This is a genomic window from Nocardia nepalensis, assembly GCF_048910785.1.
GTDB lineage: Bacteria > Actinomycetota > Actinomycetes > Mycobacteriales > Mycobacteriaceae > Nocardia > Nocardia nepalensis.
This window is the reverse complement of record NZ_JBKBET010000031.1, coordinates 218,367-243,063: the sequence shown is the minus strand read 5'-3', so window position 1 is coordinate 243,063 and position 24,697 is coordinate 218,367. Positions and strand designations below refer to the sequence as shown.

26 protein-coding genes are annotated in these 24,697 nt (G+C 65.7%); 16 read left to right on the top strand and 10 right to left on the bottom strand.

Going from position 1 to position 24,697, the window contains the following annotated elements:
* Positions 1 to 56 precede the first annotated feature (56 nt).
* The 3 genes from ACHQ4I_RS26035 to ACHQ4I_RS26025 form a co-directional block, all read right to left on the bottom strand.
* Positions 57 to 662 carry a DUF305 domain-containing protein gene (locus ACHQ4I_RS26035; RefSeq protein WP_420774465.1) on the bottom strand — a complete coding sequence of 202 codons (606 nt, stop codon included), beginning with the start codon at positions 660 to 662 and terminating at the stop codon, positions 57 to 59.
* Positions 652 to 2,139: an LVIVD repeat-containing protein gene (locus ACHQ4I_RS26030; protein WP_420774950.1), complete on the bottom strand. Its 1,488-nt coding sequence runs from the start codon at positions 2,137 to 2,139 to the stop codon at positions 652 to 654. The genes ACHQ4I_RS26035 and ACHQ4I_RS26030 overlap by 11 nt, the downstream gene beginning before the upstream one ends.
* Positions 2,140 to 2,507: 368 nt before the next feature.
* On the bottom strand, positions 2,508 to 4,028 hold the full coding sequence (locus ACHQ4I_RS26025; RefSeq protein WP_420774464.1) for an FAD-dependent oxidoreductase: 1,521 nt from the start codon (positions 4,026 to 4,028) through the stop codon (positions 2,508 to 2,510).
* A 168-nt stretch (positions 4,029 to 4,196) separates the two neighbouring features.
* Here ACHQ4I_RS26025 and mbp1 point away from each other — a divergent pair, with 168 nt between their 5' ends.
* Complete coding sequence (gene mbp1 / locus ACHQ4I_RS26020; RefSeq protein ID WP_420774463.1) at positions 4,197 to 4,442, top strand: microaggregate-binding protein 1; 246 nt, start codon at positions 4,197 to 4,199, stop codon at positions 4,440 to 4,442.
* A gap of 198 nt (positions 4,443 to 4,640) precedes the next feature.
* Here the strand turns inward: mbp1 and ACHQ4I_RS26015 are convergent, their stop codons facing one another.
* Positions 4,641 to 4,937, bottom strand: a complete 297-nt coding sequence (locus ACHQ4I_RS26015) for a hypothetical protein (RefSeq protein WP_420774462.1) — start codon at positions 4,935 to 4,937, stop codon at positions 4,641 to 4,643.
* Between the two features lie 256 nt (positions 4,938 to 5,193).
* Here ACHQ4I_RS26015 and ACHQ4I_RS26010 point away from each other — a divergent pair, with 256 nt between their 5' ends.
* The 11 genes from ACHQ4I_RS26010 (at position 5,194) to thpD (ending at position 13,111) form a co-directional block, all read left to right on the top strand.
* Positions 5,194 to 5,694 carry a DUF6328 family protein gene (locus tag ACHQ4I_RS26010; RefSeq protein WP_420774461.1) on the top strand — a complete coding sequence of 167 codons (501 nt, stop codon included), beginning with the start codon at positions 5,194 to 5,196 and terminating at the stop codon, positions 5,692 to 5,694.
* Between the two features lie 218 nt (positions 5,695 to 5,912).
* On the top strand, positions 5,913 to 6,311 hold the full coding sequence (locus tag ACHQ4I_RS26005) for an STAS domain-containing protein (protein ID WP_420774460.1): 399 nt from the start codon (positions 5,913 to 5,915) through the stop codon (positions 6,309 to 6,311).
* Positions 6,312 to 6,382: 71 nt separating this feature from the next.
* The gene (locus ACHQ4I_RS26000; protein ID WP_420774949.1) at positions 6,383 to 7,063 is read left to right on the top strand and encodes a PAS and ANTAR domain-containing protein; all 681 of its coding nucleotides are present in this window, start codon (positions 6,383 to 6,385) and stop codon (positions 7,061 to 7,063) included.
* 109 nt (positions 7,064 to 7,172) lie between these two features.
* A complete protein-coding gene (locus tag ACHQ4I_RS25995) occupies positions 7,173 to 7,607 on the top strand; it encodes an ATP-binding protein (RefSeq protein ID WP_420774459.1) in 435 nt (144 codons plus the stop codon).
* Complete coding sequence (locus ACHQ4I_RS25990) at positions 7,597 to 8,382, top strand: RNA polymerase sigma factor SigF (protein ID WP_420774458.1); 786 nt, start codon at positions 7,597 to 7,599, stop codon at positions 8,380 to 8,382. Before ACHQ4I_RS25995 ends, ACHQ4I_RS25990 begins: the two co-directional genes overlap by 11 nt.
* 124 nt (positions 8,383 to 8,506) lie before the next feature.
* Positions 8,507 to 8,905, top strand: a complete 399-nt coding sequence (locus tag ACHQ4I_RS25985) for a hypothetical protein (RefSeq protein ID WP_420774457.1) — start codon at positions 8,507 to 8,509, stop codon at positions 8,903 to 8,905.
* 230 nt (positions 8,906 to 9,135) lie between these two features.
* Positions 9,136 to 9,846: a response regulator gene (locus ACHQ4I_RS25980; protein WP_420774456.1), complete on the top strand. Its 711-nt coding sequence runs from the start codon at positions 9,136 to 9,138 to the stop codon at positions 9,844 to 9,846.
* Between the two features lie 131 nt (positions 9,847 to 9,977).
* Positions 9,978 to 10,562 (top strand): diaminobutyrate acetyltransferase, encoded by a 585-nt coding sequence (ectA, locus tag ACHQ4I_RS25975; protein ID WP_420774455.1) that lies wholly within the window; start codon positions 9,978 to 9,980, stop codon positions 10,560 to 10,562.
* Positions 10,559 to 11,827, top strand: coding sequence for a diaminobutyrate--2-oxoglutarate transaminase (gene ectB / locus ACHQ4I_RS25970; RefSeq protein WP_420774454.1), 1,269 nt, complete (start codon positions 10,559 to 10,561; stop codon positions 11,825 to 11,827). The genes ectA and ectB overlap by 4 nt, the downstream gene beginning before the upstream one ends.
* Before the next feature lies 1 nt (position 11,828).
* Positions 11,829 to 12,227 carry an ectoine synthase gene (locus ACHQ4I_RS25965; RefSeq protein WP_420774453.1) on the top strand — a complete coding sequence of 133 codons (399 nt, stop codon included), beginning with the start codon at positions 11,829 to 11,831 and terminating at the stop codon, positions 12,225 to 12,227.
* 8 nt (positions 12,228 to 12,235) lie between these two features.
* Positions 12,236 to 13,111, top strand: coding sequence for an ectoine hydroxylase (gene thpD, locus ACHQ4I_RS25960; protein ID WP_420774452.1), 876 nt, complete (start codon positions 12,236 to 12,238; stop codon positions 13,109 to 13,111).
* 129 nt (positions 13,112 to 13,240) lie between these two features.
* Here the strand turns inward: thpD and ACHQ4I_RS25955 are convergent, their stop codons facing one another.
* Both ACHQ4I_RS25955 and ACHQ4I_RS25950 read right to left on the bottom strand, forming a co-directional pair.
* On the bottom strand, positions 13,241 to 14,464 hold the full coding sequence (locus ACHQ4I_RS25955; protein WP_420774451.1) for a hypothetical protein: 1,224 nt from the start codon (positions 14,462 to 14,464) through the stop codon (positions 13,241 to 13,243).
* Positions 14,464 to 14,685, bottom strand: a complete 222-nt coding sequence (locus ACHQ4I_RS25950; RefSeq protein WP_420774450.1) for a hypothetical protein — start codon at positions 14,683 to 14,685, stop codon at positions 14,464 to 14,466. Before ACHQ4I_RS25950 ends, ACHQ4I_RS25955 begins: the two co-directional genes overlap by 1 nt.
* Before the next feature lie 223 nt (positions 14,686 to 14,908).
* Here ACHQ4I_RS25950 and ACHQ4I_RS25945 point away from each other — a divergent pair, with 223 nt between their 5' ends.
* Positions 14,909 to 16,966, top strand: a complete 2,058-nt coding sequence (locus ACHQ4I_RS25945; protein ID WP_420774449.1) for an AMP-binding protein — start codon at positions 14,909 to 14,911, stop codon at positions 16,964 to 16,966.
* A 9-nt stretch (positions 16,967 to 16,975) separates the two neighbouring features.
* Here ACHQ4I_RS25945 and ACHQ4I_RS25940 read toward each other — a convergent pair whose 3' ends face one another.
* The 4 genes from ACHQ4I_RS25940 to ACHQ4I_RS25925 all read right to left on the bottom strand — a co-directional run bounded on the left by ACHQ4I_RS25940 (position 16,976) and on the right by ACHQ4I_RS25925 (position 22,500).
* Entirely contained in the window at positions 16,976 to 19,240 is a 2,265-nt protein-coding gene (locus ACHQ4I_RS25940) for a serine/threonine-protein kinase (protein WP_420774448.1), read from the bottom strand.
* A gap of 92 nt (positions 19,241 to 19,332) precedes the next feature.
* Positions 19,333 to 20,574 (bottom strand): tetratricopeptide repeat protein, encoded by a 1,242-nt coding sequence (locus tag ACHQ4I_RS25935; protein ID WP_420774447.1) that lies wholly within the window; start codon positions 20,572 to 20,574, stop codon positions 19,333 to 19,335.
* A 91-nt stretch (positions 20,575 to 20,665) separates the two neighbouring features.
* Positions 20,666 to 21,187: a hemerythrin domain-containing protein gene (locus tag ACHQ4I_RS25930; RefSeq protein WP_420774446.1), complete on the bottom strand. Its 522-nt coding sequence runs from the start codon at positions 21,185 to 21,187 to the stop codon at positions 20,666 to 20,668.
* 275 nt (positions 21,188 to 21,462) lie between these two features.
* A complete protein-coding gene (locus ACHQ4I_RS25925) occupies positions 21,463 to 22,500 on the bottom strand; it encodes an ABC-2 transporter permease (protein ID WP_420774445.1) in 1,038 nt (345 codons plus the stop codon).
* 72 nt (positions 22,501 to 22,572) lie between these two features.
* On the opposite strand from ACHQ4I_RS25925, the gene ACHQ4I_RS25920 reads away from it, so the two are divergent.
* The 3 genes from ACHQ4I_RS25920 to ACHQ4I_RS25910 all read left to right on the top strand — a co-directional run bounded on the left by ACHQ4I_RS25920 (position 22,573) and on the right by ACHQ4I_RS25910 (position 24,640).
* On the top strand, positions 22,573 to 23,001 hold the full coding sequence (locus ACHQ4I_RS25920) for a MarR family winged helix-turn-helix transcriptional regulator (protein WP_420774444.1): 429 nt from the start codon (positions 22,573 to 22,575) through the stop codon (positions 22,999 to 23,001).
* Positions 23,002 to 23,078: 77 nt separating this feature from the next.
* On the top strand, positions 23,079 to 24,158 hold the full coding sequence (locus ACHQ4I_RS25915; protein WP_420774443.1) for an NAD(P)H-dependent amine dehydrogenase family protein: 1,080 nt from the start codon (positions 23,079 to 23,081) through the stop codon (positions 24,156 to 24,158).
* The gene (locus ACHQ4I_RS25910) at positions 24,155 to 24,640 is read left to right on the top strand and encodes a carboxymuconolactone decarboxylase family protein (protein WP_420774442.1); all 486 of its coding nucleotides are present in this window, start codon (positions 24,155 to 24,157) and stop codon (positions 24,638 to 24,640) included. The genes ACHQ4I_RS25915 and ACHQ4I_RS25910 overlap by 4 nt, the downstream gene beginning before the upstream one ends.
* The last annotated feature ends 57 nt before the right edge of the window (positions 24,641 to 24,697 follow it).

Below are 24,697 nucleotides of genomic sequence, written 5' to 3'. Positions count from 1 at the left end.
TGTACGACCACCATTCGACTACGATCGACGGACTCGTCGGACCCGGCGCTGGCAGGTCAGGGGAATGGCAGGGGTTGGCCTTGCCGGGCGGTCAAGAGTGCTGTCATCTGTCCGATTTCATTGCCCTGCTCGTTGACCATTTCCAGCGCTGTCCGGGTGACTGCGGGGGCGGAGCCGGTATTGAATGCGGTCTGCGCCATCTCCACACCGCCGTGGTGATGGCGAATCATCAACTGCAGGAACAGAATTTCGGCCTCCGTCCCGTGCAGCCCGGCGAGCCGGGTGATCTCGGCGGTCGACGCCGAACCCGGCATGGGCGCGGTGTGCTCATGCCCCATCCAGTGCATCGGATGATCGGTGCTCAGCGGCAGGTCGAATAGTTGCAACCACCCGCGCAACTGGGCGATTTCGGCGGTCTGCGCCAGCACGATCCGCTCCGCAATGCCGCGAATCTGAGGCCCCGCGTCGGCGGGCAGTGTTTGCGCGAGCAGCACCGCCTGCTCGTGGTGGACCGACATGTCCTGGGCGAAGCCGATATCCACGGTCGAGAGCGGTCCGGTGCCACCGTCGTCGTCGGGTCGGTGTGCCCAAAATCCAACCGCCGCACCGATTATCAGGCAAACGACGGCCACTGCCGCGAACCGCAGGCGTTCATGAGCCAATGGTCGACTCCTGATCGGTGGGCGGTGTGTATACCCCGTTATCCAGTTGCAGTGCCATGAATCCGTTGTCGGTGCAGGTGGTCCAGATCTGGTCACCATGGAACATCGGCGGCGACAGGCACCAGTCCGAGCTGATATCGCCGCCGAACATCATGCCCGAGCGCGGGCCGAACATGGTGGCCGGATCGAGTTTGCCGTTGACGAGCTCACGGGCCAACGGGACGTAATTCCAGACCGGCGCGCCGATGACCGAGGTGTCGGCGTGCACCGAATTCAGCAGCTGTCCTTGCTTTCCCGTCTGCGCGGGCGGGTTGTAGTAGGCGATTTCGCGGATATCGCCGGGATCGCGCACATCGAAGACTCGAATGCCCGAGGCGATCCAACTGCATGCCAGCGCGGTCGGATCCGCGGGCCGATCGGCGACGCAATAGTGCGCGTCGTAGGAGAAGATGCCGTTCCCGGTGGCCGATTGGGCGTGGTCGCCGAGGTGTGCGGGCATATTGATCTCGAGTTTGATCGTCGCGACCTTCCTGGCCGCGGCCGGATCGGCGACATCGATCAATTTCACACCGCCGGAACCGGCTTCGTCGCCGGTGAAGATGTACGGCCGGCCGCCATAGGTGACCGGAACGGACTGCTGGTCGAAGTACCCGTCGGCCCAGTGATACGTCGCGATCTGCGGCACCGCCGGATAGGGATCCCGGCGTTGGATCGCACTGATGTCGAGGATATTCATGCCGTTCTGGATGGAGAAATACATGATGTTGCCATCCGGGCTGATGCCGAAACCGTGTGCGGTCAACGACTGCAGCCCGTGCCAGATCACCCGCGGATTCGCCGGATCGCTGACGTCGATGGCGGTGAGCAGCCCCGGGCTGGTGCTGGAGGCCCAGTAGGTGTTGCCATCGGGGGAGAAGCCGCCCTCATGTGACAGGAATGGCAATGGCATCGTCAGATCAGTGCCGGGACCGGGGTTGAGCAGCACCGGGTGCGCACAGTCGGAGATGTCGTAGATGGAGAAGTACGCCGTGCCGGTGGTGATCGGAACGGCGGTCGCGGCCAACAGCTTCCGCGCGGTATTGACCTTCAACGTCTCCCACGTGCCACCCAGCATCGCGGGCTCGTTCAGCGTCGCGGTGTGCACTGGGTTGGCCGGATCCGAAACGTCGAGGACGTGCACGCCCGGCGCCGCGCCATTCAGCAGGTTCCCGGGAAAGAATGTGCCCGTGTACGAGCAATGGTCGTAGGTCGGCGACAGAATTCCGCCACCCTGCTGCTGTAACCCACCGACGAACGAGAGATTGCACCGATACCCTTCGGTGCTGCGCCCACTGGCCCGATCCGCCGCCGGAACATCGCCCTGCAACCCGGTCTCCGGCAGCGATCCGGCCCCGCACTCCGCCTTCGGCACCGCGGACTGCGCGATATCGGTCCAGGTGTAGACCCCGGCCCGCGCGGGCCCTGGCAATCCGATCATGGTGAACGAAACAACAAGTGCCGCAACAGCACCCAGCATCGGCAGTCGTGGCATCCAACCCCTCCGAACATTCCGTGGAACGCCCGCGCCGCCATCCGGTCAGCCCCACCCGGAGCGCGAACTTAGAACACGTTACAACTCAAGGGGTCGTCGCAGGCCCGTTTCCGCCGATCGGGCGCGGCTACCCGGCAGGCAGAGTGCGCGGCCCAGGCCGGGTGAGTGTCGCCTGCGTTCAGCGGACAGTGACAGCCGAGTGTCGCCTGTGGTCAGCGGACCGTGACGGGCGAGTGTCGCCTGTGGCCAGTGGACCGTGACGGGCGAGTGTCCCCTGTGACCAGTGGACCGTGACGGAGGATGCGCGGCCGCGGTCAATACCGCGGCATTGGTCCGGGATACGGTCCGGCGATCGGTGTGAGCGATTCGGTGGCCGGGCCCTCCAAGAGCGTTCCGTCGGCGGCGAATCGAGATCCGTGTAGTGGACAGTCCCAGGATCGTTCCGCATCGTTCCACCGCACGATGCCGTGCAGATGCGGGCACACCGCGCCGACCTCGGTGGTCTCGCCGTCGACGGTGCACACGGCGGTAGGTCGCAGTCCGTGGCGTTCGACCCGACCGCACCCTTCGGCCGGAACCGCGCCATGACCGGCAGCGAGCGCATGCAGCCAGCCCGTCGAAAGCTGCTGGGCCACCGCGGTATTGGCCCACGCCGCGGCGGGCAGCGATTTCAGTTCGCTCGGCCGCCAACTGGCGAAGGTCTCCGACCAGCGCGGCGGTTTGCCGTTTATCCGGCCGGCAATGGCCAACGCCGCCGCGACGCCGTTCGTCATACCCCATTTGGCATAGCCGGTAGCGACGAGGATGCGGTTCTGCCCGGGTAGCAGCGGGCCGACATATGGCAGTTCGTCGACCGGGTGGTAATCCTGCGCGGACCAGCTCTGCAGCGGGTCGGCGGTGGGGAAGCAGTCGAGGGTCCAGTTGATCAGTTCCGCGGCGCGGCGACCGGCGGCATTGGTCCGGCCGACCACATGGCCGTTGCCGCCGACCAGCAAAAGGTCGTCGCCATCGGGACCGGGCGTATAGCGTAATGATCGAGTTGGCTGTCCTGCGCTGATGAACATTGCGTGCGGTATCGGCTCGGATACTTTGAAGGCGCTCAGGTAGGACCGCTCGGCGGTGAGCCGGGCGAAGAAGCCGCCGCGGTCGAGTATCGGTGTGCCGGTGGCCAATACGATCGTGTGCGCGTGCAGATCGCCGTGCTCGGTCTCGATGATCAGCCCGTCGTCATCGCCGCCGCGCACGCCCTTGGCCAGGGTGGATTCGAAGATCGGCGCGGTACGCGACTCGATATCGATCGCGAGGGTGGCCAGTAGCGTCATCGGATCGAGCTGTGCCTGATCATCCAGGCAGACCGCACCGTGCGCGGGGAACGGCACATCCAGCTCCTCGACGAGCGTGCTCGGCAGCCCCGCTGCCCGCGTTGCCTCGTATTCGGCTCGCACAGCGGACATTTCGGACTCGGATTGGGCGTAGGTCAGCGCCGGAACGCGCTGCACGGGCACCGCGTGCTCGGCGCAGTAGCGCAGTAGCCACTGTTGCCCCTCCCGATTGGCCTCGATATAGTCGCGCACGGCCCGATCGCCATGCCGACTTCGGATCCGTTGCGCTCGGATCCCTTGCAGCAGACTCACCTTCGCGGTGCTGGCCCCGGTGGTGCCCGCCCCGACCCGTTTGCTCTCGATTACCGCAACCTCTACGCCGCTCTCGGCCAGGAGCAGGGCGGTCACCAAGCCGGTCAGCCCGCCGCCGATCACGACGGTGTCGAAATGCAGACCCGGTGTGAGCCGCAGCCGCGCCGGAACCTCGGCGTCGTTCAACCACAGTGACGTCATGTTCGGGCCATAACCGCTGCCGTCCCGGCGAAACCTCCGGATCGGCCGGATATGCGAACGAGAATTTTGGCGAATCAGCGATGAAAATACAGAGTTTCGGTTCAACGGGCCCATCCGGGGTATGCGGCCAGTGTCCACCTGAAAACCGATAATTCGGAGGTAGATATCGTGTCCGAACACAAGAGCGGTCCCCGCGAAGGGCTCGAGGGCGTCGTCGAAGGCGCCAAGGGCAAGGTCAAGGAGGCGGCTGGCGCGGTCTTCGGAAACGACGATCTGCGGGACGAAGGCAGGTCCCAGCAGGAAAAGGCGGAAGCACAGCGTGCGGCGGCCAAGAAGGAAGCGGCCGCCGAGAAGGAGCGCGCCGAAGCCGCGGTCCAGGAACAACGCCAGCGCGCTCACCAGCAAGGGCAATAGTTTTCGGTAATTGCTGCGCGTAACAAAAGAAATGGGTTGTCGGCGATATCTCCGGCAACCCATTTCGCTATCCCTGTCGACCTCGAACTACGCGCTTGGAGCCAGTCGCCCGCGGCTATTCCGCGAGGGCGACGAATCAAATAGCGGGCCAACGGATTTGGGGCGCGCCACCGCCACCGGGATGCGCTGTGAACGCGCCTACTTCGGCACCAAGATGCCGGTCAGATCGGCTTTGCGAATAGGAGTATCAGGATTGGCTTGCGCCGTGCACATCAATTCGATGGCGGCGATCGAGGCATCGACGGTTCGGTCGTCGGTCGGCGGTGCGTTGCGGTTTCGTTCCTGCTCGAGGAATTTGCTGACGGTGACGCGCTGTTTGTCCTTGTCCTGCGCGACGAATTCACTGCAGGGGGTATCCCCGCCCTTGTTGACCGCTTTCTTGGCCTCTTCGCAGCCGCTCGCGAGGACCGCGAGCGCTACGACCGCGGCCACCACCGCGGTACGACACCGCCGGTTACCGGGTGTTCTCATGATGGATCGTTCCTCCTCGAAAGGATTCCGCCGATCACATCGGCGTCACGATCGGCATACCCGGGTTGCGGTCGCCGAATCAGTGCCGGGCCCGGGCAAAGATCGCCGTGTGTATGCCCGCGCGGTGCGGGTATGCGCCACCCGTGACCGAGCGTAGCGAGGGAACCAAAGACACAGCACCAACGGTCGCAGCGGAGCCGAGCGCCAGCGAGGCGGAGCTGTGACCGTCGGTAACCGGGACTGGGACCGCCAAGCCAGACAGGAGACCGAAATCCAACAACTCGACCGCAATTGGGCCAGCCTGATCCAGGAGTTGCGGGTGGTCCAGACGGGCGTGCAATTCCTGATCGGAGCGCTGCTGATCCTCCCGTTCCAGGCCGGATTCGCCGCGTTGTCGGAGCCGATGCGGCTGCTCTATCTGGCGACGGTGGCCGCGGCGATGGGCGCGACGGTATTCCTGGTCGCGCCGGTGTCGTGGCATCGGATCCTGTTCCGGCGGCATCGGCTGGGCAATGTCGTCGCCGCGGCCCACCGCTGCGCCATGGCCGGGATCGCGCTGCTGGGAATCGCGCTGATCGGTGCGACGATTCTGGTGATGGACACGGTCGCGGGATCGATAGCGGGCGTGGTGTCGGGGGTAGTGGTCGCGGTGCTGTTCGTGGTGGCCTGGGTGCTGGCCCCGTGGCGCTGGCGCGGCGTCCGAGACGGATCGGACAGTTGAATCGGAGCCAGTCGCCGTGCCAGACTAAACGGAGGTTGAGACTACAGCCGAACCCGGTCCGACGTGCGGCGACAGACCATACGGGACCGGCCAGCGGGACTGGCGTAGCGACACCTGACGCAACGTGGCGACTACCGAAGCGGCCCTGATGATAAGCCGCGTTGCCGCCCCTCCCGCGATCCGATCCTAACGATCGGCCATCCCTCTGGGAGGTTAATATGTCCGCCCTTCTTCAGTTTCGATCGGACGGTCAGCACCGCGCCGGATCAAGACCACGGAATCGGTTCTGGTCGCAACGCGTCGAGCGCCGTAAGCAGTGCGTAGTGGTCCGCGCGGAGGGCGAAGTCGATGCCGCCGCACTCCCGGAATTCCGTGCCATGCTCGAACGGGCGGTGAACACCCGCTGCCATGCCGTGGTCCTCGACCTGCGCGCCACCAAATTCTTGAGCATCCGCGCGGCGGCGACTATCGGCGCGCTCACCAAGCAGGCCGCTCACGGCGGTCCGGCTGTGCGGATCGTGACGGGTAGCCGCGACGTCGACCGTGTGCTCGCCATCACCGGCGTCCGTGCCGTGTGCTGCGATTTTCCAACAATGCGCGCCGCGCTCGACACATGATGTGGACTTAAGTCCCTGGTCCAGCCGATGTTCGGGCATCAGGGGTGGTCACATTCCATAATTGCGCTGTGATGGAAAGTGGATCGGTTTCACCCGCCGACGCGCGGGCGCTGGGCCGGGTCATCGGCATGGGTAAACCACAGAGTATCGGCACGTTCCGCTTCTGGTTCGCCGATCAGCGGTGGGAGTGGTCCGACGAGGTCGCGATGCTGCACGGGTACGAGCCCGGCACCGTGGTGCCGACCACCGAGCTGCTGCTCTCGCACAAACACCCCGAGGATCGCGCGCAGGTGGCCGACACCTTGGCCAAATCGATCGAGAAGGCGCAGCCGTTCTCGAGTAGACACCGCATCATCGATACCGCGGGCCGGGTGCACCACGTGATCGTGGTCGCCGATCAGATGTACGACGACACGGATACGGTCGTCGGCACCTCCGGGTACTACATCGACCTCACCGACGCGCTCGCGGAGCGCCAGCAGGAGACCCTGGACGACGCGCTGCCCGAACTGTATGCCGCGCGGGCCGTGATCGAGCAGGCGAAGGGGGCGCTGATGCTGGTCTACGGTGTCAGCGCCGACCAGGCGTTCCGGGTGCTGAGCTGGCGTTCGCAGGAGACCAATATCAAACTGCGGACGCTGGCCACCCGATTGGTCGCCGATCTCGGCTCGCTGACCGATTCTATGGCCGATCTGCGCACGAAGTTCGACCATCTGCTGTTGACTGCGCATGAACGGATCGAGGCCGACTGATTCGATAATCCGCCGCTCGCGATGTTTCGATCGTGATCGGCCGGGTAAGTCGCGAATGGTCCCCGACCCGAAGATTTCGGTCGGCTCGGAGGAAAAGGTGGTGATGCGCATGGGGGAGTGGAGTTCCCAGTCCTCGGCGGCGAAGACGACAACGACGATCGGAGTTCGGGTACCCGCCGAGCTCGAGCAGCTGACCATGCTGCGCGCGCTCGCCGAAACCGTCGCGCTGATCGCGGATTTCGCGATCGATGAGGTTGTCGATATTCGGCTGGCGCTCGACGAGGTGGCCACCTCGTTGATCCTGGAAGCAACGCCCGGCTCCACTCTCGACTGCGAATTCACCTACAACGGCAACGAGATGTTCGTGCACGTCGCATCGGTCGCGGTATCGGAGTCGGTGGTCGGTCAGGCCGGGTTCGGCTGGCATATCGTCCGCACCCTGACCCAGTCGATCGCGGCGGTGCAGGAGCCGTTCGACAGCGCGGTTTCCGGCTATCCGACAGTCGTCGACTTCAGCTGGGCGCGAGGCAGCGATGGCGGCTGACTCCAGGTCGCACCGCGACAGCTACGACAATATCGAGCCACTGTTCGAGAAGATCGCCGCCCTCGAGCCGGGTGATCCCCGTCGAAACATGTTGCGGGAGGAGCTGATCGGCCGGTGCCTGCCACTGGCCGAACATATCGCGCGCAAATTTTCCGGGCGCGGCGAGAACTTCGACGATCTGCTGCAGGTGGCCCGCTTGGGGCTGGTGCAGGCCGCGGATCGCTTCGATGTGACGCGCGGTTCCTCATTTCTGTCGTTCGCGGTGCCGACCATCATGGGCGAGGTGCGCAGGCATTTCCGGGACAACACCTGGGCGGTGCGCGTGCCGCGGCGCACCAAGGAGATCCAGCTCAGCATCGGCCCCACCATCGAGGCCCTGGCGCAGCGGCTCGGCCGATTGCCGAGGGCGCGCGAGATCGCCGCTGAGCTGGCGGTGGACCTCGTCGAGGTCACCCAGGCGCTCATCGCGGGCAACGCCTACCAGTCGAGCTCCATCGACGCGGTGGCCGGCGATGACATCGAGAACACCCCATTGCCGCTGCTGGACAGCCTCGGCGCGGATGAACCCAGCTACCAGTATGTGGAGGACTATCTGGCGGTTCGGCCGCTGATCGAGGAGCTGCCCGACCGGGAACGACAGGTCTTGGTCATGCGGTTTTTCGAGGCCAAGACCCAATCCCAGATCGCCGATCAGCTCGGCGTTTCGCAGATGCACGTCTCCCGGATACTGTCGAGAACGCTCGGCAAGCTGCGCGCTCAGGCTCTGCGCGATTGACTTGTCGGGAACATGTTGTGGCCCAATGTGTTTCGTTGTGATCCGATCCACTGTTTGCCTGAGGTTACGTGCGGGTACGCGTGAAGTAACCGGACAAACGATGCCGACGCGCAAGGAGGTCGTCATGAACGATCAGCGACGACCGGGCACCCGAGATTCGTACGCCGGACCGGGGGCTTCGAGGTCGCTGAAGAAACCGCCGGAGTCGATCTCGCGCGCCGAGACCGCGCAGCAGGCCGGTCGCATCCTCGTCACCCGCAATCATGACGTGATCCGGCGGTGGGCGGAGCAGCGCGGCGCGCGCCCGGCCACCATGCCAGGCAGCGAGTACGACGGACGCCTCGGCGTGTTGCGGTTCGACTTTCCCGGATACGGGGGTGCGGTGCTGCGCGCGGTCGGCTGGGACGAATGGTTCGCCACCTTCGACGCGCGTCGGCTGATGTTCCGCTACCAGGAGCGCCGGGCCGACGGCGGGCCGAGCAACTTCAATCGACTAGAACAGTCCCACCGCGACGATTGGTGAGCCCCGTTTGATGTGGCGCACATCACGTCCAATTTGCGTAAATCGGGTTCGGGCACCCATGGTGGAGTAGCCGGACGCTAACCGACTGCTCGTGACCTGCCGTTTACCGAATGGCTGGTGCGGGTACTCACGGAGTTGGCAAAGGTGCTTGAAGGCGGACTGTCGCGTCGGTTATGGGTACGCGAGTCTGCGTCGCGTCGCGCGTCCGCGTGTCTGCAAGGGATGAGGGCTTGACCGCAAACCTGATGATCGTTGACGACGACGAAGTGGTCCGGGGCGCACTGCGCTCGGCCATGGAAGACGAGGGTTACGACGTTGCCGAGGCGCACGAGGCCGAGGACGCGCTGACCTATCTGCGCAACAATGGCGCGCCCGATGTGATGATCGTCGAGCTGATGCTCGGCGATATGGACGGCTTCGATTGCATCCGGGAGATCCGGCGCGAACACGATGTGCCGATCATCGTGGTCAGTTCCCGTGACGACACCCACGATGTGGTGGCCGCCCTGGAGGCGGGCGCCGACGACTATGTCACCAAGCCGTTCGAGATCAAGGAGATCTCCGCCCGCATGCGCGCGCTGCGCCGCCGCGCCCGCCTGACGATGGAGCGGGAGGCGCCAAGGGAGGCATTGCTCGACGCGCATCCGGACGCGCCATTGGTGCTGGATCGCGACGGCGGCGCGGTGCGCCGCGGTGAGGACGAAATCCGGCTCACCATCACCGAATTCAAGTTGCTCTGCGAACTCGCGGAGTCGCCCGGCCGAGTGCTCAGTCGCTCGGTATTGCTCGAAAGAGTTTGGGATGACGGCTTTTTCGGCGACGAGCGGATCGTCGACGTCCATATGCGACGCCTGCGCACCAAGATCGAGCGCGATGCCTCCGATCCGCACATCGTGGTTACCGTGCGCGGCCTTGGTTATCGCCTCGATCTGCAGCGCTGAAACCTGCTAAAAGTGTGACACTGCCTGCAGTTTTGATCTTTTCGTAATACAACCGCAAAGAGATCGACTGGTTCACCTCAAAGTTGCTTCGTAAGCCTGGATGAGTACTGCAGACCCGACCAGGGAGATGTATGTCACTGCATACCTTGTCCACCGCAACGATCGATCCGTCGGTCACCGAATACCCTTCGGCCGTACCGGTTTCGTCGCCACACGCGCAGCCGGTGCTGCGCCAGCCACGCTTAGGCGACGCGGCCCAGATCTGGCGTATCGCCAAGGATTCGCGCGTCCTCGACACCAACTCCAGCTACGCCTACCTGCTGTGGTGTCGCGATTTCGCGAGCACCTCGGTGGTCGCCGAAGTGGGCGGCCGGGTCGTCGGATTCGTGATCGGCTACCTGCGCCCACAGGCGCCGGAGACGGTCTTCGTGTGGCAGGTCGCCGTCGAGCGCGAACAGCAGGGGCGCGGTGTCGGCGCCGCACTGCTGGACACGCTGCTCGACACTGTTGCCGCCGCCGGTGTTTCGACACTGGAGACAACGATCGCGCCGGACAATCCGGCCTCGGTCGCGACGTTCGCCGCGGTCGCGCGCCGCCGATCGGCGCGGATGACCAAGCACCCCTTATTCGAGCCCGAACTCTTCCCGGACAGCCACGCTGCCGAGGACCTCTATCTGATCGCCCCTACCGTCCGAAAGCAGGAGGATCGCCGTTGATTACCGCCGAGACGACCATTTTCGAGGAGCTCGAATCCAATGTCCGCGGGTACTGCCGGGCCTGGCCGACGGTGTTCACCACCGCGTCGGGCACCTGGCTGCGCGCCGAGGACGGCAAGGAGTACCTCGACTTCTTCGCCGGAGCGGGGGCGTTGAACTACGGCCACAACAATCCGGTGCTCAAGCGACCGCTGCTGGAGTACATCGCCGGTGACGGGATCACCCACGGCCTCGATATGTCGACCGCGGCCAAGCGGCGACTGCTGGAAACGTTGCGCGACACCGTCTTCGCGCCGCGCGGCCTGGAATACAAGGTCCAGTTCCCCGGCCCGACGGGCGCCAATGCCGTTGAGGCAGCGTTGAAGTTGGCCCGCAAGGTCACCGGGCGCGAGACGATCATCAGCTTCACCAACGCATTTCACGGTATGTCGCTGGGCGCGCTGTCGGTGACCGGCAATGCCGCCAAGCGTGCGGGTGCGGGTGTGCCGCTGGTGCACGCCGCGCATATGCCCTACGACGGCTACTTCGACAACACCACCGCCGATTTCCAGTGGATGGAGCGGGTGCTCGACGACACCTCGTCGGGCTTCGACCGCCCCGCCGCGGTCATCGTCGAGACGGTTCAGGGTGAGGGCGGTGTCAATATCGCACGGCCGGAATGGCTGCGGCACCTGGCCGAATTGTGCACTGCGCGTGGCATTCTGCTGATCGTCGACGATGTGCAGATGGGTTGCGGCCGGACCGGACCGTTCTTCTCCTTCGAGGTCGCGGGCATCACGCCCGATATCGTGACGCTCTCGAAGTCGATCGGCGGATACGGGTTGCCGATGGCGCTGGTGCTGTTCAAGCCGGATCTGGACCAGTGGGCGCCGGGCGAGCACAACGGCACCTTCCGCGGTAACAACCCGGCCTTCATCACGGCACAGACCGCGCTGGAACACTTCTGGTCCGATGGTGCGCTGCAGGCCTCGACCGAGGCGAAGGGCCAGCGCGTCGGCGCGGCGCTGACCCAGGTCGCCGAGTACTTCCCCGGTATTTCGACGCGGGGTCGCGGACTGGTGCACGGCGTGGTCTTCGACGATCCCTCGCAGGCGGGCAAGGTCTGCCAGGTAGCCTTCGAGCGCGGGCTGCTGGTCGAGACCTCCGGATCGCTGGACGAAGTGGTGAAGTTGTTGCCGCCGTTGACCGTCAGCGACGACGAGCTCGAGCACGGTCTGCGGTTGCTGACCGGCGCGATCGGCACCGTCTGCGGACAGGAGCGCTGAGATGATCGTGCGCAGCACCGCGGAGATCACCGGCACCGACCGCGATGTCGAGGGCCTCGGCTGGCGCAGCAAGCGCATCGTGCTCGGTGGCGACGGCGTCGGATTCTCCTTCCACGAGACCACCATCGAGGCCGGGACCGTGCACGAGTTCCACTATCGCTACCACGTGGAGGCGGTCTGGCTCATCGAAGGCGAAGGGATACTGACGGATCTGGACAGCGGCATCACCTACGAACTGGCGCCCGGCTCGATGTATCTGCTGGACGGACATGAACGCCATCGCCTCGAGGTGCGCACCGAGATGCGGATGATGTGTGTGTTCAATCCGCCGGTCACCGGGCAGGAGGTCCACGACAGCAACGGTGTCTACCCGCTCGTCGCGGCCCAGATCGGCGGATAGGAGGCGCAATGACGTTGGTGCACACCGACGATCGCTACCCGACCCGGCTCGCCGCGGCGGGTCCGCATCAGGACCGTACCGATCCGACCGTGTGGGGTCCGGCCGATTCCGAGGAGCTGGCGTCCTTCGACGCCAATGGTTTCGGCATCGTCGAGCAGCTGTTGACACCGGCCGAGGTGGATGAGTTCAGCACCGAAATCGACCGCCTCGCCAGTGATCCGGCGCTGCACGGTGACGATCGGGTGATCGTGGAGAAGTCCTCGAACCGGGTGCGTTCGGTCTTCGAGGTCCACCGGCTCAGCGGCGCGATCGCCGATCTGGTGCGCGAATCCCGGGTCGCCGGATTGGCCAGGCAGGTGCTCGGCTCCGAGGTCTACATCCACCAGAGCCGGGTCAACTACATGCCCGGTTTCCGTGGTACCGGCTTCTACTGGCATTCGGATTTCGAGACCTGGCACGCCGAGGACGGTATGCCGGCACCGCGCGCGGTCAGCCTGTCGATCGCCCTGACCAACAACTATCCGATCAACGGCAGCCTGATGGTGATGCCCGGTTCGCATCGCACCTTCGTGCCGTGCACCGGCAGCACCCCCGCCGAGCATTATCGGGAGTCGTTGCAGGAACAGGAGATCGGTGTGCCCACCCACGCCGACATCGCGGCGCTGGCGAACCGCTACGGCATCACCCAGTTCACCGGTCACGCCGGTTCGGCCCTGCTGTTCGACTCGAACATCATGCACGGCTCGTCGAACAACATCACTCCGTTCCCGCGCTCGAATATCTTCCTGGTGTTCAACAGTGTGGAGAACACCTTGGTGGAGCCGTTCGCCGCGCCGGGTCCACGTCCGACCTACATCGCCAGCCGCGACTTCACCCCGGTGTAGTTCGTCACGCGCCGTATGTCATTCGTGCACGGAGAATGGTGCCGATATGCGTACGGCGCGCGGCTGTTCGGCCCGAGACCGGTTGCCCGTGCGCATTCGGTTGCACGGCCGGTGAAGACGCACCGAGTGTCAGCCGTAGATATCCAGCGTGACCGTGAGCGTCGCGAGACGGGTGGACAGGCCGAGATCGCGGGCGCGCTGCTCGATGTGGCCGCGGTCGTCGGCGGGCAGCTCGGCCCAGGTCTGGCCGAGGCGGGCCTGGGTGTCGGCGTCGGCCGCGGCCAGCACCCGCAGCAGCGTGGACCACAGGTGCCCCTTGGTCGCGATCGCGGGTAGCGCGGTCAGCGTTGGTTCGGGCAATTCCAGGAGGCTGGCGCCGATTCGGCGTCGGATATCGACATCTGTGCGCTCGACCAGATTCAGCAGGCCGCGCCAGAGTGTCGGATCGGTCTGTTCCGCGAGCGCGTTGACCAGCGCCGACATCGCCGCATGGTCGGCGGTGATCGGGTTCGCCGCGAGGGTATCCAGGGCCGATGGGCTCAGGTAGGCGGTGAAGCGCAGCATGTCGTTGATCCCGCCATGCTCGATGAAGGTGGTGGCGAGTTCGGTGATGGCTTCGGGCGAGCCGATATCGAGCAGGATGTCACCCAGCTTTTCGACCACATCCTCGTCGCAGCGGGCGAAAACCGAGGCCGCGGCCAGTCGCAGCTCGGTGGAACCGGCGATAACCGTATCGAGGATATGCGGCACCCGGTCCAATGGTCCGGTCAGCAGTTGGCGCACGATCGCGCTGATATTCGGGCCGGAGTAGGCATAGGCGGCCGAGAGCATCAGCCCCTCGTCGTCCGGCACGCCCGCCTCGATGGCGCGGATCAGCGGCGTGGTGGCGTAGGCGAGGAACGGGCCGGTGGTGATGTAGTCCTTGCGGCGCATCAGCTCGTTGGCGATGCGCACGATCGGTTCGGGCGGGGCGACATCGGCGAGTTTCCCGATGGTGTGCGGGTCGATATACGGCGCGCAATCGGCGGCATATTTCGGATCCAGCATCCCGACGGCTTCCGCGGCCTTTTTGGGATGCTCGATGCCGACCGCGCCCGCCGCGCGTCCGCCCATCATCGGCGGCACTATTCGCTGCACCAGGGGCAGCGCAATGCTCAAGGGGATGATCGGCACCAGCATGCTGATCCGCTTGAAGGTCACGGCGTGGTCGTCGAAGATGACGCGCGCCATGCGCTGTTGCAGTTCGTGCAATTGCTCGGCGCCGAGCTTCTCCAGATGCGCCAGGCGTTGCGCCGGGACATGTAGCGTGCGCGCCAACAGGACGAGTTGTGCCCTGGTCACCGGGTCGCTCATCACCCGAGCCGATTCCCGAACATGATCTTCTTGGCGGCGGTGCGCAGCGGCCAGGGCAGTGCGCCGACCAACCCGTCGACGGCGTCGGCGAGTCCGGCCGTCTCGGCTTCGCGCGCTTCGCGCAGCATCACCAGCAGTTCGGCGGCCTCCGCATCGGAGAGTTGATCGAGGGCCGCGACCGGGCCGCCCAACTGATGTTCGAGATCTGCTCTGGCGGTCATGTTTGCTCCCGGTTTCCCAGGCTCCGCGCAATGACGGCGCACGAAGCGTTCTAGATCACATTGTGCAATGCCGCATGGCCTGCGCGAATCGGTTCGCGGGCGATGACCATCCGGCAATCTTCCGGCAATCGTCGACTACTTGACCTATCTGTTACCTCTGGGTACAAATGCCTGACAACGCCGTCTCAGTCACATTGATTCGGCCCACGAGAAATGCAAGCAGTTGGTCACGGACGTCATCAATGTCGATGCGGAGTTCGAAGTCGCACGTAAACCCCTGTGGGACCTGCTCATGGACCCGCAGACCTATTCCCGGATGTTCCTGGGAATCGGCGTATGCGAGCGAGCCGAAACCTCGGACACGCATCCGGTTCTGCTGTTCCGCGGGGGCACGGCGGACACACCGATCACCGCACCGCCGGTCCGGCTCGTCGTCGGCCACGAGGGCCAGACCTTCGAACTCCAGTGCCCCGGCCTCGGCAGCTTTGTCGCTGTGCGGTTGCGCGGTGGCGATGTGGAGGACCGGACCCGGGTCACCGTCACGTATTTCGGTGCGGCCCGGATCCATCCGGCGATCGCCGACTACGACAACGCCGCCGTGGTCGACTGGACCATTGCCGGATTGGATCGGGTGACCGAGGCGATCCAGGGTGCGCCGACCTCGGTCATCGTCAATGGCGAGGACTCCGCCGTCGGCCATCAGGTGGGCACCCTCAAGCAGATGGTGCAGACCGGCGTCGTGCGCACCTATCGGCCCGACCGCGCGCTCAAACAGATGGGTGGTCTGGCCAAATGGGGCTTCACCCTGGCCGGTGGCTATGCGGCCGCCGCCGGGCATTCACCGAAGCGGCTGGCCGTGGCCGACGAGCACGTCGCCTACAGTTTCGCCGACATCCACGCGCGTTCGCACAAACTGGCCTCGGCCCTGGCCATGTTCGGGGTCGGTGCGCGCAACAAGGTGGGGCTGCTCTCGCGCAATCGGGTCGCGATGGTCGAATGCATGGTCGCCACGGGCAAACTCGGCGTCGACACGGTCCTGCTGAATACCGGGCTCTCGGCCCGGCAGATCGAGGACGTCGCCGACCGGCACGGTCTGTCGGCGATCTTCCTCGACGACGAATTCGAGCCGCTCATCCACTACATCGCGCCGGAGGTGCCGCGCTTTTCCACCGGGCGGATCAGCACGGCGCATCGCAATACGGTCGACGATCTCATCGCACTCGACGCGCCGACCTTCACCAAACCGCCGCAACCGGGCAAGCTCATCGTGCTCACCTCCGGCACCAGCGGGACACCCAAGAGCGCGCAGCGCCCGCAGCCCAAGGGCTTCCACACCGTGGCCGCGCTGCTGTCGCGGATCCCACTGCGGATGGACGAGACCATGCTCATCCCGTCCCCGCTGTTCCACACCTGGGGTCTGGCCGCGCTGCAGATCAGCACCGCGATCCGGGCGAGTGTGGTGCTGCCGGAGCGCTTCGATGCCGAGGACTGCCTGCGCCTGATCGACCGGCACAAGGTCACCGCGATGATCGTGGTTCCGGTCATGGTGAATCGAATCCTGGATCTGCCCGCCTATATTCGCGATCGCTACGACACCTCGAGCCTGCGGGTGGTGGCCAGTTGCGGTGCGCCGCTGGCGGGTACGACCGTGCAGCGGTTCCTCGACACCTACGGCGATATCCTCTACAACGTCTACGGCTCGACCGAGGTGTCCTGGGCGACCATCGCCGATCCGGTCGATCTGCGGGCCGCGCCGACCACCGCCGGACGGCCGCCGCTGGGCACGAAACTCGCTGTGCTTGACCAGAATCTGCGGCCGGTGCCGCGCGGGGTGACCGGGCGGATCTTCGTCAGCAATCACATGCTCTTCGACGGCTATACCGATGCGACGCCGCCGACCGAATCCGCGGGCATGCTCGACACCGGTGATCTCGGCTATCTCGACGTCGAGGGGCGGTTGTTCGTCGCGGGCCGCGATGACGAGATGATTATCTCCGGTGGCGAGAATGTCTTTCCGCGGCCGGTGGAGGAGGCGCTGTCGTATCTGCCGCAGGTCAGTGAGGTCGCCGTGGTCGGCGTCCCGGATCCCGAGTATGGCCAGCGCCTGGCCGCGTTCGTGGTGACCCGGGAAGGGTTCGGCCTGGACCGGGACATGGTGTGCAACTACATTCGGCACCGGTTGAGCCGATTCTCGGTGCCACGCGATGTCACCTTCCTCGATGCGTTGCCGCGCAATGCGACCGGCAAGATCCTCAAGCGCACGCTGATCCAGCCCGGCTGACCCGCGCGATTATCGGGCCACGACGCGTTCGGCGACGATGCGTTCCAGCGCGGCGAGGTCCTGTTCGAGCATCCGGAACAACCAGTAGATGGCGATGAAGGCCAACGCGCTGCCGACACAGAGCACACGCAGCGCGACGATGACCGCCGGAATGTCCGCCGCGGGAATGAAGGTCGCGCCCGCGACGCCGAGTAGCGGTACGGCGGCGGCGATGGCGAGGAAATAGGTACTGCTGCGGTCGAGTCGGCGCAGCTGTGCGTCGTCATCGGCGCCGAGGCCGCCGTGCGGCAGGAACATCGGGTAGATGCTGCGCACGGCATAGAAACTGACCAGGAAATACGGGTAGGCCATGGCGATCGCGCCGCACACGATCTGGGTGATGAAGAAATGCACATAGGCCTCGGCGGTGAGGTGGTTACCGGAGACCTGCACCGAAACCGGGACGACGACACCGGCCAGCACCCATAATGCGAAGCAGGTCAGCACATTTCGGCGAGCCAGTTGCAGCGTATCGGCCCGGGCGCGGGTCAGGGTGGGTGCGTCGTAGGACTTGCCCTTGCGCAGTCCGCGCGAGACGGACCACAGATTCGCCACCAGCACGTTGGTGACGATGACCCCGATCAGGAAGCAGATGCCGTAGGTGATGACCGCGATCTGATCGAAGCGGTGCTGTGCCTGCTCATCGAGTTTGGCGATGATCAGCGTGCGATTGTGGTTGTAGCTGTAGAGGATTGCCAAGGCGTTGGGACCGCCGATGGCCAGCGCCATGATGGGATGCATGAGCAGCCGGGCGCGCAGTCGCCAGCTGTGCGGCGGCGGGTCGACCAGGTCACGGGCGCGCGCGTCGAGGCAGACATCGAACTGCTGGGCCATATCCGCGCCGCGTGCCCAGCGCCGATCGGGGTCCGGGTCCAGGGCACGGACCAGCGCGCGACGCAGCGCGGCCGGACAGTCGGCCGGAAGGTCCTGGTACGGCAGCGATTGCGGGCTGGCCGAGCGGCGGCTCAGCATGCCGTCGAGTGCGGTGCGGTCGCCGCCGGTCACCGGATCGTCATCGAAAGGTTTACTGCCGGTGAGCAATTCCCACAGCATGACGGCGAGTGCGTAGAGATCGCTGCGGGTATCGAGGTCGGCGGCAGTCGTCGGCTTGTCCGGGTGCACGGCCGCCAGCTGCTCCGGTGACATATAGGCCAGGGAACCGCCGAAGTAGGCGACCGGGCTGTCGCCGGAGACATTGCCGCTGAAGCTGATATTGAAATCGGCGAGTTTGGGGATGCCCTCGGCGGTCAGCAGCACATTGGCCGGTTTGATATCGCGGTGCAGGACACCGCAGCGTCCGGCGTAGTCCAGTGCCAGGGCGAGTCTGCGCCCGAGCCAGGCGATGGTCTCCGGCCAGGACAGTGCGGCCAGTTCGGCGCGCACCGCGGATTCGCTGGGCTGGATCTCGCCCTTGTCGGCGAGTACGGAATCGATGACGTCGAGCAGCAGCGCGCCGCCGCGTTCGGCTTCCGGTGTGTTGCGTACGCGCTCGAGCACCGTGAACAGGGTGCCGCCCGGCACGTACTGCATATAGAGCAGCCGCAGTCGGCGGCGCTCCAGGACCCGCTGGTCGAAGACCCGCACGATGTAGTCGTGGTCGAGTTGGGCCAGGGTCTGCGGTTCGGCGCTCTTGTCCTGGGAGATCTTCACCGCGACGAGCCGCTGCATCGAACGCTGCCTGGCCAGGAAGACGCGCGCGAACGCGCCACGGCCCAGACCGGTCATCAGGTCGAAGTCGTCGATCTTCTGGCCGACCTCGATCTCTTCGAGATTCACCGGATCGGCGGAGCTGGCCATGAGTGTGCTGCGGTAGTCGTCGGTGGCCAGCATTTCCGAGAGCTGCTCGGCCTGTTCGGGATAGGCCGCGGTGTACTCCTGGACATCCACCGAACTGCCCGCGCGCCTGCGGACGTGGAATTCCTCGTAGATCAGATCGGGCGGCAGCGGCCAGGTGCGCAATTCCGGTAGGTCCTCGACGTATTCGGCGAGTCGCTTCGGTTCGGTGCCGCGCATCCACCGGTTCGCCAGGTCGACCTTGATCAGCTCGATCAGCGACACCCGGCGGATGGCGGGAGAGTCCGGCAGGTAGGCGGACAGATCCGGGGGCGCGTCGGCCGCGCGCCAGGCCTGCGCGAACCGCTCGACGACCTCGGCCACCCCGGGGCCGCGTGAACCACCCGGCGAGCGATCCGTAGCGACCGTCGCCCCCGGAACCGGCGGAGCGGGGTGCGCCATCTGCGCATCGTATCCCCGCCGCTACTCGGAAGGCGGCCGAGTTGGGCCGCGACACCGATGTCGAACGGTTCCCATGACCGGAAGCCCCACGATCAGCCGGAATTGACTGATCGGTCGGTTTCTCCGGCGCTGTCCTCGGCCGCGGCCCGCCAGACTTCGGCCTCGGCGTGCTTGCCTTGGCGCTCCAGGAGTTCGGCGAGTCCGGTCATCGCCCGCGATTCGCGGCGATCGGCGGCGGTGCGCCACCAGTGTTCTGCATCGCCGAGTTGACCGCGACGGAACAGCATGACGCCGAGGTCGTAGGCCGCGCCCGCGTGTCCGGCATCGGCGGCTTGCGCCCACAGTCCGCACGCCTGGTCCTCCTCGCCCCGGCCGAACATGGCGACGCCGAGGTCGTAGAGGGCACTGCCGTATCCGCGGTCCGCGCCCAGCCGCGGTTCGGGGTCGGGCCGCTGCGGCGCAACGAGTTGGGTGGGTCCGGAATCCACGGATACCGGTTCTCGCGTTTGCGGAACCCGTACGGTGTCCGTAACCGCTGCTGGCTGCGGTAATGGGGTTCGCGCGGGCGCCAAGGGTGCCGTTTGTTCCACCGCCGAGACCTCGGCCCGGGCGGATGCGGTCGGCTCGGGGAACCGCACCAATTCGAGGTCGGGGGGTGTCGGCTGCGGGAGTCGAGGCTGCTCGGGCTCGGCGGACTCGGCTCGTGGTGGCTGAGTCGGCGGCGTCGACTGTGGGGCGGCGGAATGTGGTGGCTGTGGTTCGGGCCGCATCGGTTGGGGCGGCGGAATGTGGTGCGGGGCGGCGGGCGGCGGGGCGGAGACGGCGGGGAGGTCGGCCGTGTCGACCTCCACTACAAGGTTGGCGAAGTTGGGTGGGCCCTCGCCGACGCTGCACCAGAGCACGAGGCGGCCGCTCGGGGGTTGTTCGATGAGAATGCCGTAGTTGCCGGTCCAGGATTTCTGTGCGCCATAGCCGTCCACCCAGACGGGGGTGAGGGAGAACAGCGCGCCCGGATCGGTGGGGATCACTTCGAAGCTCACGCCCGAGGCGAGGGCGTCGCTCCATACATCGACACCGGCGAGGCGTCTGCCATCGATACCGATATGCCCATCGACGACCGACAACCCGATGCCGTGTCCGCGCAGACCCGCCGGCGGTGCGGCGGACAGCAGGGTCATGGTGACCAGGATCGGGGCGGGCCCGACCTGTTCGGTGTACATCGGGTAGACGAGACTGCCGTTCCAGGTGATCGGATCGGCGGATCGGTAGCGGGCGGCCAGCGGTAGGTTGTCGGGCGAATTCTGGGCATACCAGTGCGAATACGGCTGATTCATATCGCGCCCCGACTCTCCACCGATGCTTCCTCGCCCCTGTCGTCGTGGTCCGGCCGGTAATACCGTACCCGTCTCGGATGTGGTCGGCGTCTCAATCTCGTGCGGACCGTGCACCGTCCGCGCCGAGCGCGGTGCCGAGCAGGTCTTCGCCGGTTCCGGTACCCATCTCGAGCGCGTCGAAGGCCTCGATGAGCCTGCGCTCTTCCCACCGGAAGTGCGATTCGAGAATGGCTGCCAGACCGTCGAGTTCGCGCCGCACGGTGTCGGCATTGTTCGGCCCGATCGAGTCGACCAATTCGGTCAGCCTGCGCAGGATATCGCCGACCAAATCGTGGTCTTTGCGCAGTTCGATCAGTACCGGCGCCAGCTCTGGGAACTGCTCAGCAAGCGCCGGGAAGCCCGCGACGTCCTCACTGGTGTGATGCCGGGTGAGGGCGGCGCAGAATGCCGTGCAGTGCGTGCGAAGTCGCGTCGGCCGCAGATCGGAACCGGCTGCGTAGGCGGTGACGTCCGCGCGGATTCGGGTGAGCTCGGTTCGCAGCCAGTGGTGGACCCGCACCAGCTCCTGGCCGAGGGCGCGCGCCCGGTTTGCGTCGAGGTGAGGTGATGGCATGGATCGTCTCTCGATCACGGTGCCTCCATGCCGATCGCCGTCCACCCGGCGCCGTCACGCGACACATCCACGATCTTGCACCTCGACCGGGGCGCCTATCAACTCGGGCCTGTGCCCGAAGATGTTGCGCGCCATGCGAAATTGCAGTTCCTGTCCCAACCGAGGTTGCGTAGAATTTATATGTAACTCACGGTTACACATAAATCAGGTTCTGCGGAATCAAGTGCCAGAGCGGCGATGCGATCACTCTACCCGAAGCCGGGCCGCAGTGCGCGTCATACGCCGACCGCCTCTTCGATCTCCTCTTCCGCCTCGACCGAGTGTTGCGCATGCACCGGCGCGGGAGGAGCGGAGGAGTTACGACGCTCATACCTGGCGGCCACCACCAACAGCACCGCGCCGACCGCCAACCACACGAACAGACTGGCGATCCGACTCGGGAAATCCGCGCCGCCGTCGAAGTACAACAGGCTGCGCGCACCCTCGACGAAACCCGCGCCATTCCAGAACGCGTGCAGCGAACCGAAGAAACCGTTCTGCAGCTCGGGACGGTAGATGCCGCCGGAGGTGGTGAAGTTGAGCATCACGAACAGCACCATCAGCGCGAGCGTGGTCCAACGCTTCAGGAAGGTGTGCAGCCCGATGCCGACGGCGATGATGCCCGCCGAGTACAGCCAGCCCATGGCCCAGATCGCCGCGTAGTCGTGGTCGACGATGTGGAAGACGGGTGCCGCCACCGCGATTCCGATAATGCTTACCACGAGCGAAGTGGCCAGCCCGATCGCCGCGCGCACCCGCATGGACAGTCCGGCACCGGCCGCGCCGATCGCGGCGACACTGCCGTAGGAGCCGATGCTCAAGGCCACGAGCAGGAAGAACAGGCCCTGCCCGGTGGGATCGCCACTGGCGGTGGTGGTGATATCGGTGACCGTGATCGGCATGCTCTGCGCCCCGGCGACCTGCCGGAACACCAGCTCGACCGCCATGGCCGTGGTGTCGGAATTGGCCTTGGCGACAAGCAGTTCCGGATATTGCGCGTCGGGCAGGTAAGCGCCGGAGAGCGTGCGGTCGCGCAATTGCGCCGTGGCGTCATCGCGGGTCGGCAGGGTGACCACCTCTAGTGCGTCGCCCGCCTTGTCCTTCATGGTCTGCGCCAGCACCATCTCCCGCGCGGAGGTGCCGACCACGGCCACCTTCAGATGGTTCGGCTCAGGCTGATGGAACGCGCCCAGATAGGCCAGGGCCATGCCGAGGCACATCAGCAGTGGGGTCAGCAGATGCCCGGCGACATGCCGTAGCTGGTGCGAGCGCATGAGGGTCAACTCCTAATAGTTGGTAAATACAACTATTACTGTTGTAACACACAACGGATGTATAGTGCAACTATGACGTCCGAACCACGCACGGCGGCGATCCACGCCATCCAGCGCGAGTTGACCGCATTCGCTCGGCGCGCCCGCGGTCGCGCTGCCGAGCTGCATCCGGAGTTGTCGCTGGTCGCCTTCAGCATTCTGGACCTGGTCATCGAGCGCGACGGCTGCCAGGCGACCGATGTCGCAGACCATTTCGTCCTCGATAAATCCACGGTCAGTCGGCAGGTGGGCGCGCTGGAACGGCTGGGATATCTGACCCGCGAGGTCGATCCGGACAACCGTCGCAACCACATCCTGCGGCCGACGGCGGAGGGGCGACGGGTCGCGGGGGCGGCCGAGCGGCGTCGTCATCGGGAATTCGCCGAACGCCTCACCGCATGGGAGGACGCCGACATCCGCCGATTCGCCGAGTATCTGGTCCGCTACAACGCCGGCCAATGACAGCGCGAATTCCATAGCCGCACTGCGTAATTCCGCTAATCCCAGCCACCAAACCAAGCGCTTGCTACGCTCGCTCGATGATCCGCACGATCGTCTGGGGCACCGGCAATGTCGGCCGCGCGGCCATCCGCGCCGTCGACGCCCATCCGGCGCTGGAACTCACGGGCGTGCTCGTCCACAATCCCGATAAGGTCGGCCGCGATGCGGGTCGGCTCGCGGGGCTCGACTACGACCTCGGCGTCACGGCGAGCGCCGATATCGACGCGGCGCTCGCCGCCGGACCTCGGGCAGTGGTGTACGCGGCCTCCGGCGATATCCGCCCGGATGACGCACTCTCCGACATCATCCGCGCCATCGAGGCCGGAGCGGCGGTCGTCACCCCCGCGCTCTACGCGCTCTACGATCCGTCCAGCGCGCCACCGGAATTGCGTGATCCAGTACTGGCGGCGGTCGCACACGGCGGCGGGTCGCTGTTCGTCTCCGGCGTCGATCCCGGCTGGGGCAATGATGTGCTGCCGCTGCTGATGAGCGGGCTGGGCAGCACGGTCGAGGTTATCCGCTGCCAGGAAATCTTCGACTACACCACCTACGACCAGCCCGATTCGGTCCGCTATCTGGTCGGCATGGGTCAGCCGATGGACTATCTGCCGCCGATGGTGGCGTCCGGCGTCCCAACGATGGTGTGGGGTGGGCAGATTCGATTGATGGCGCGGGCATTGGGCGTCGAAGTCGACGAGATTCGCGAAACACTGGACCGGCGCGCGCTCGACGCCACCGTCAGCACCGAGCGGATGGGTGATTTCGAGGCGGGTACGCAGGGGGCGGTGCGGTTCGAGGTACAGGGGATCGTCGAGGGCGAACCTCGCATCGTCATCGAACACGTCACCCGAATCCATCCGTCGTGCGCACCCGACTGGCCGACGCCACCCGACGGGGAGGGCGCGCACCGCGTGATCATCGAGGGCCATCCGCGCATCGAGATCACCATCGAGGCCGCCGACGAGGACGGAAACCGTTCCGCGGGCGGCAATGCCACCGCGGTCGGCCGACTGGTCAATGCCATCGACTGGCTCGTCGACGCCGAACCCGGACTCTATGACGCGCTGGATGTCCCACTGCGCCCCGCAGTCGGCAAGCTCGGAAGGAAGCATCCATGATCATCGACATTCCCGAGGGCAAGGACCCGATCGGCTATGTGTGGGGCGAGATGGTGCCGGGTATCGGCCCGGCCGCCTCGAACTTCTCGCTGGCGGTGTACTCGCATTCGACCCTCGGACTGCGCGAATTCGAGGCGGCGCGGCTGAAGATCGCCCAGGTCAACGGGTGCATCTTCTGCCTCGATTGGCGCACCGAACGGGACGGCCAGAAGGTGGAGGCGGAGTTCGCGGACGCGGTGACCAACTGGCGCACCACCGAGTTGTTCGACGACCGCACCCGGCTGGCCGCCGAATACGCCGAACGCTACGCCACCGATCACCACAATCTGGACGAGGAGTTCTGGGACCGGATGCGGGCGCACTACAGCCAGACCGAGATCGTCGAGTTGAGCATGAGCATCGGTTCGTGGCTGGCCTTCGGACGGCTCAACCATGTGCTCGGCCTGGACGCGGTGTGCGTCCTCCCGGGACATTCGTCATAGGCGAGTCCCGCGAATAAATCGGTTTCCCGCGACGACGGCGCGACTCTATGGTCATCG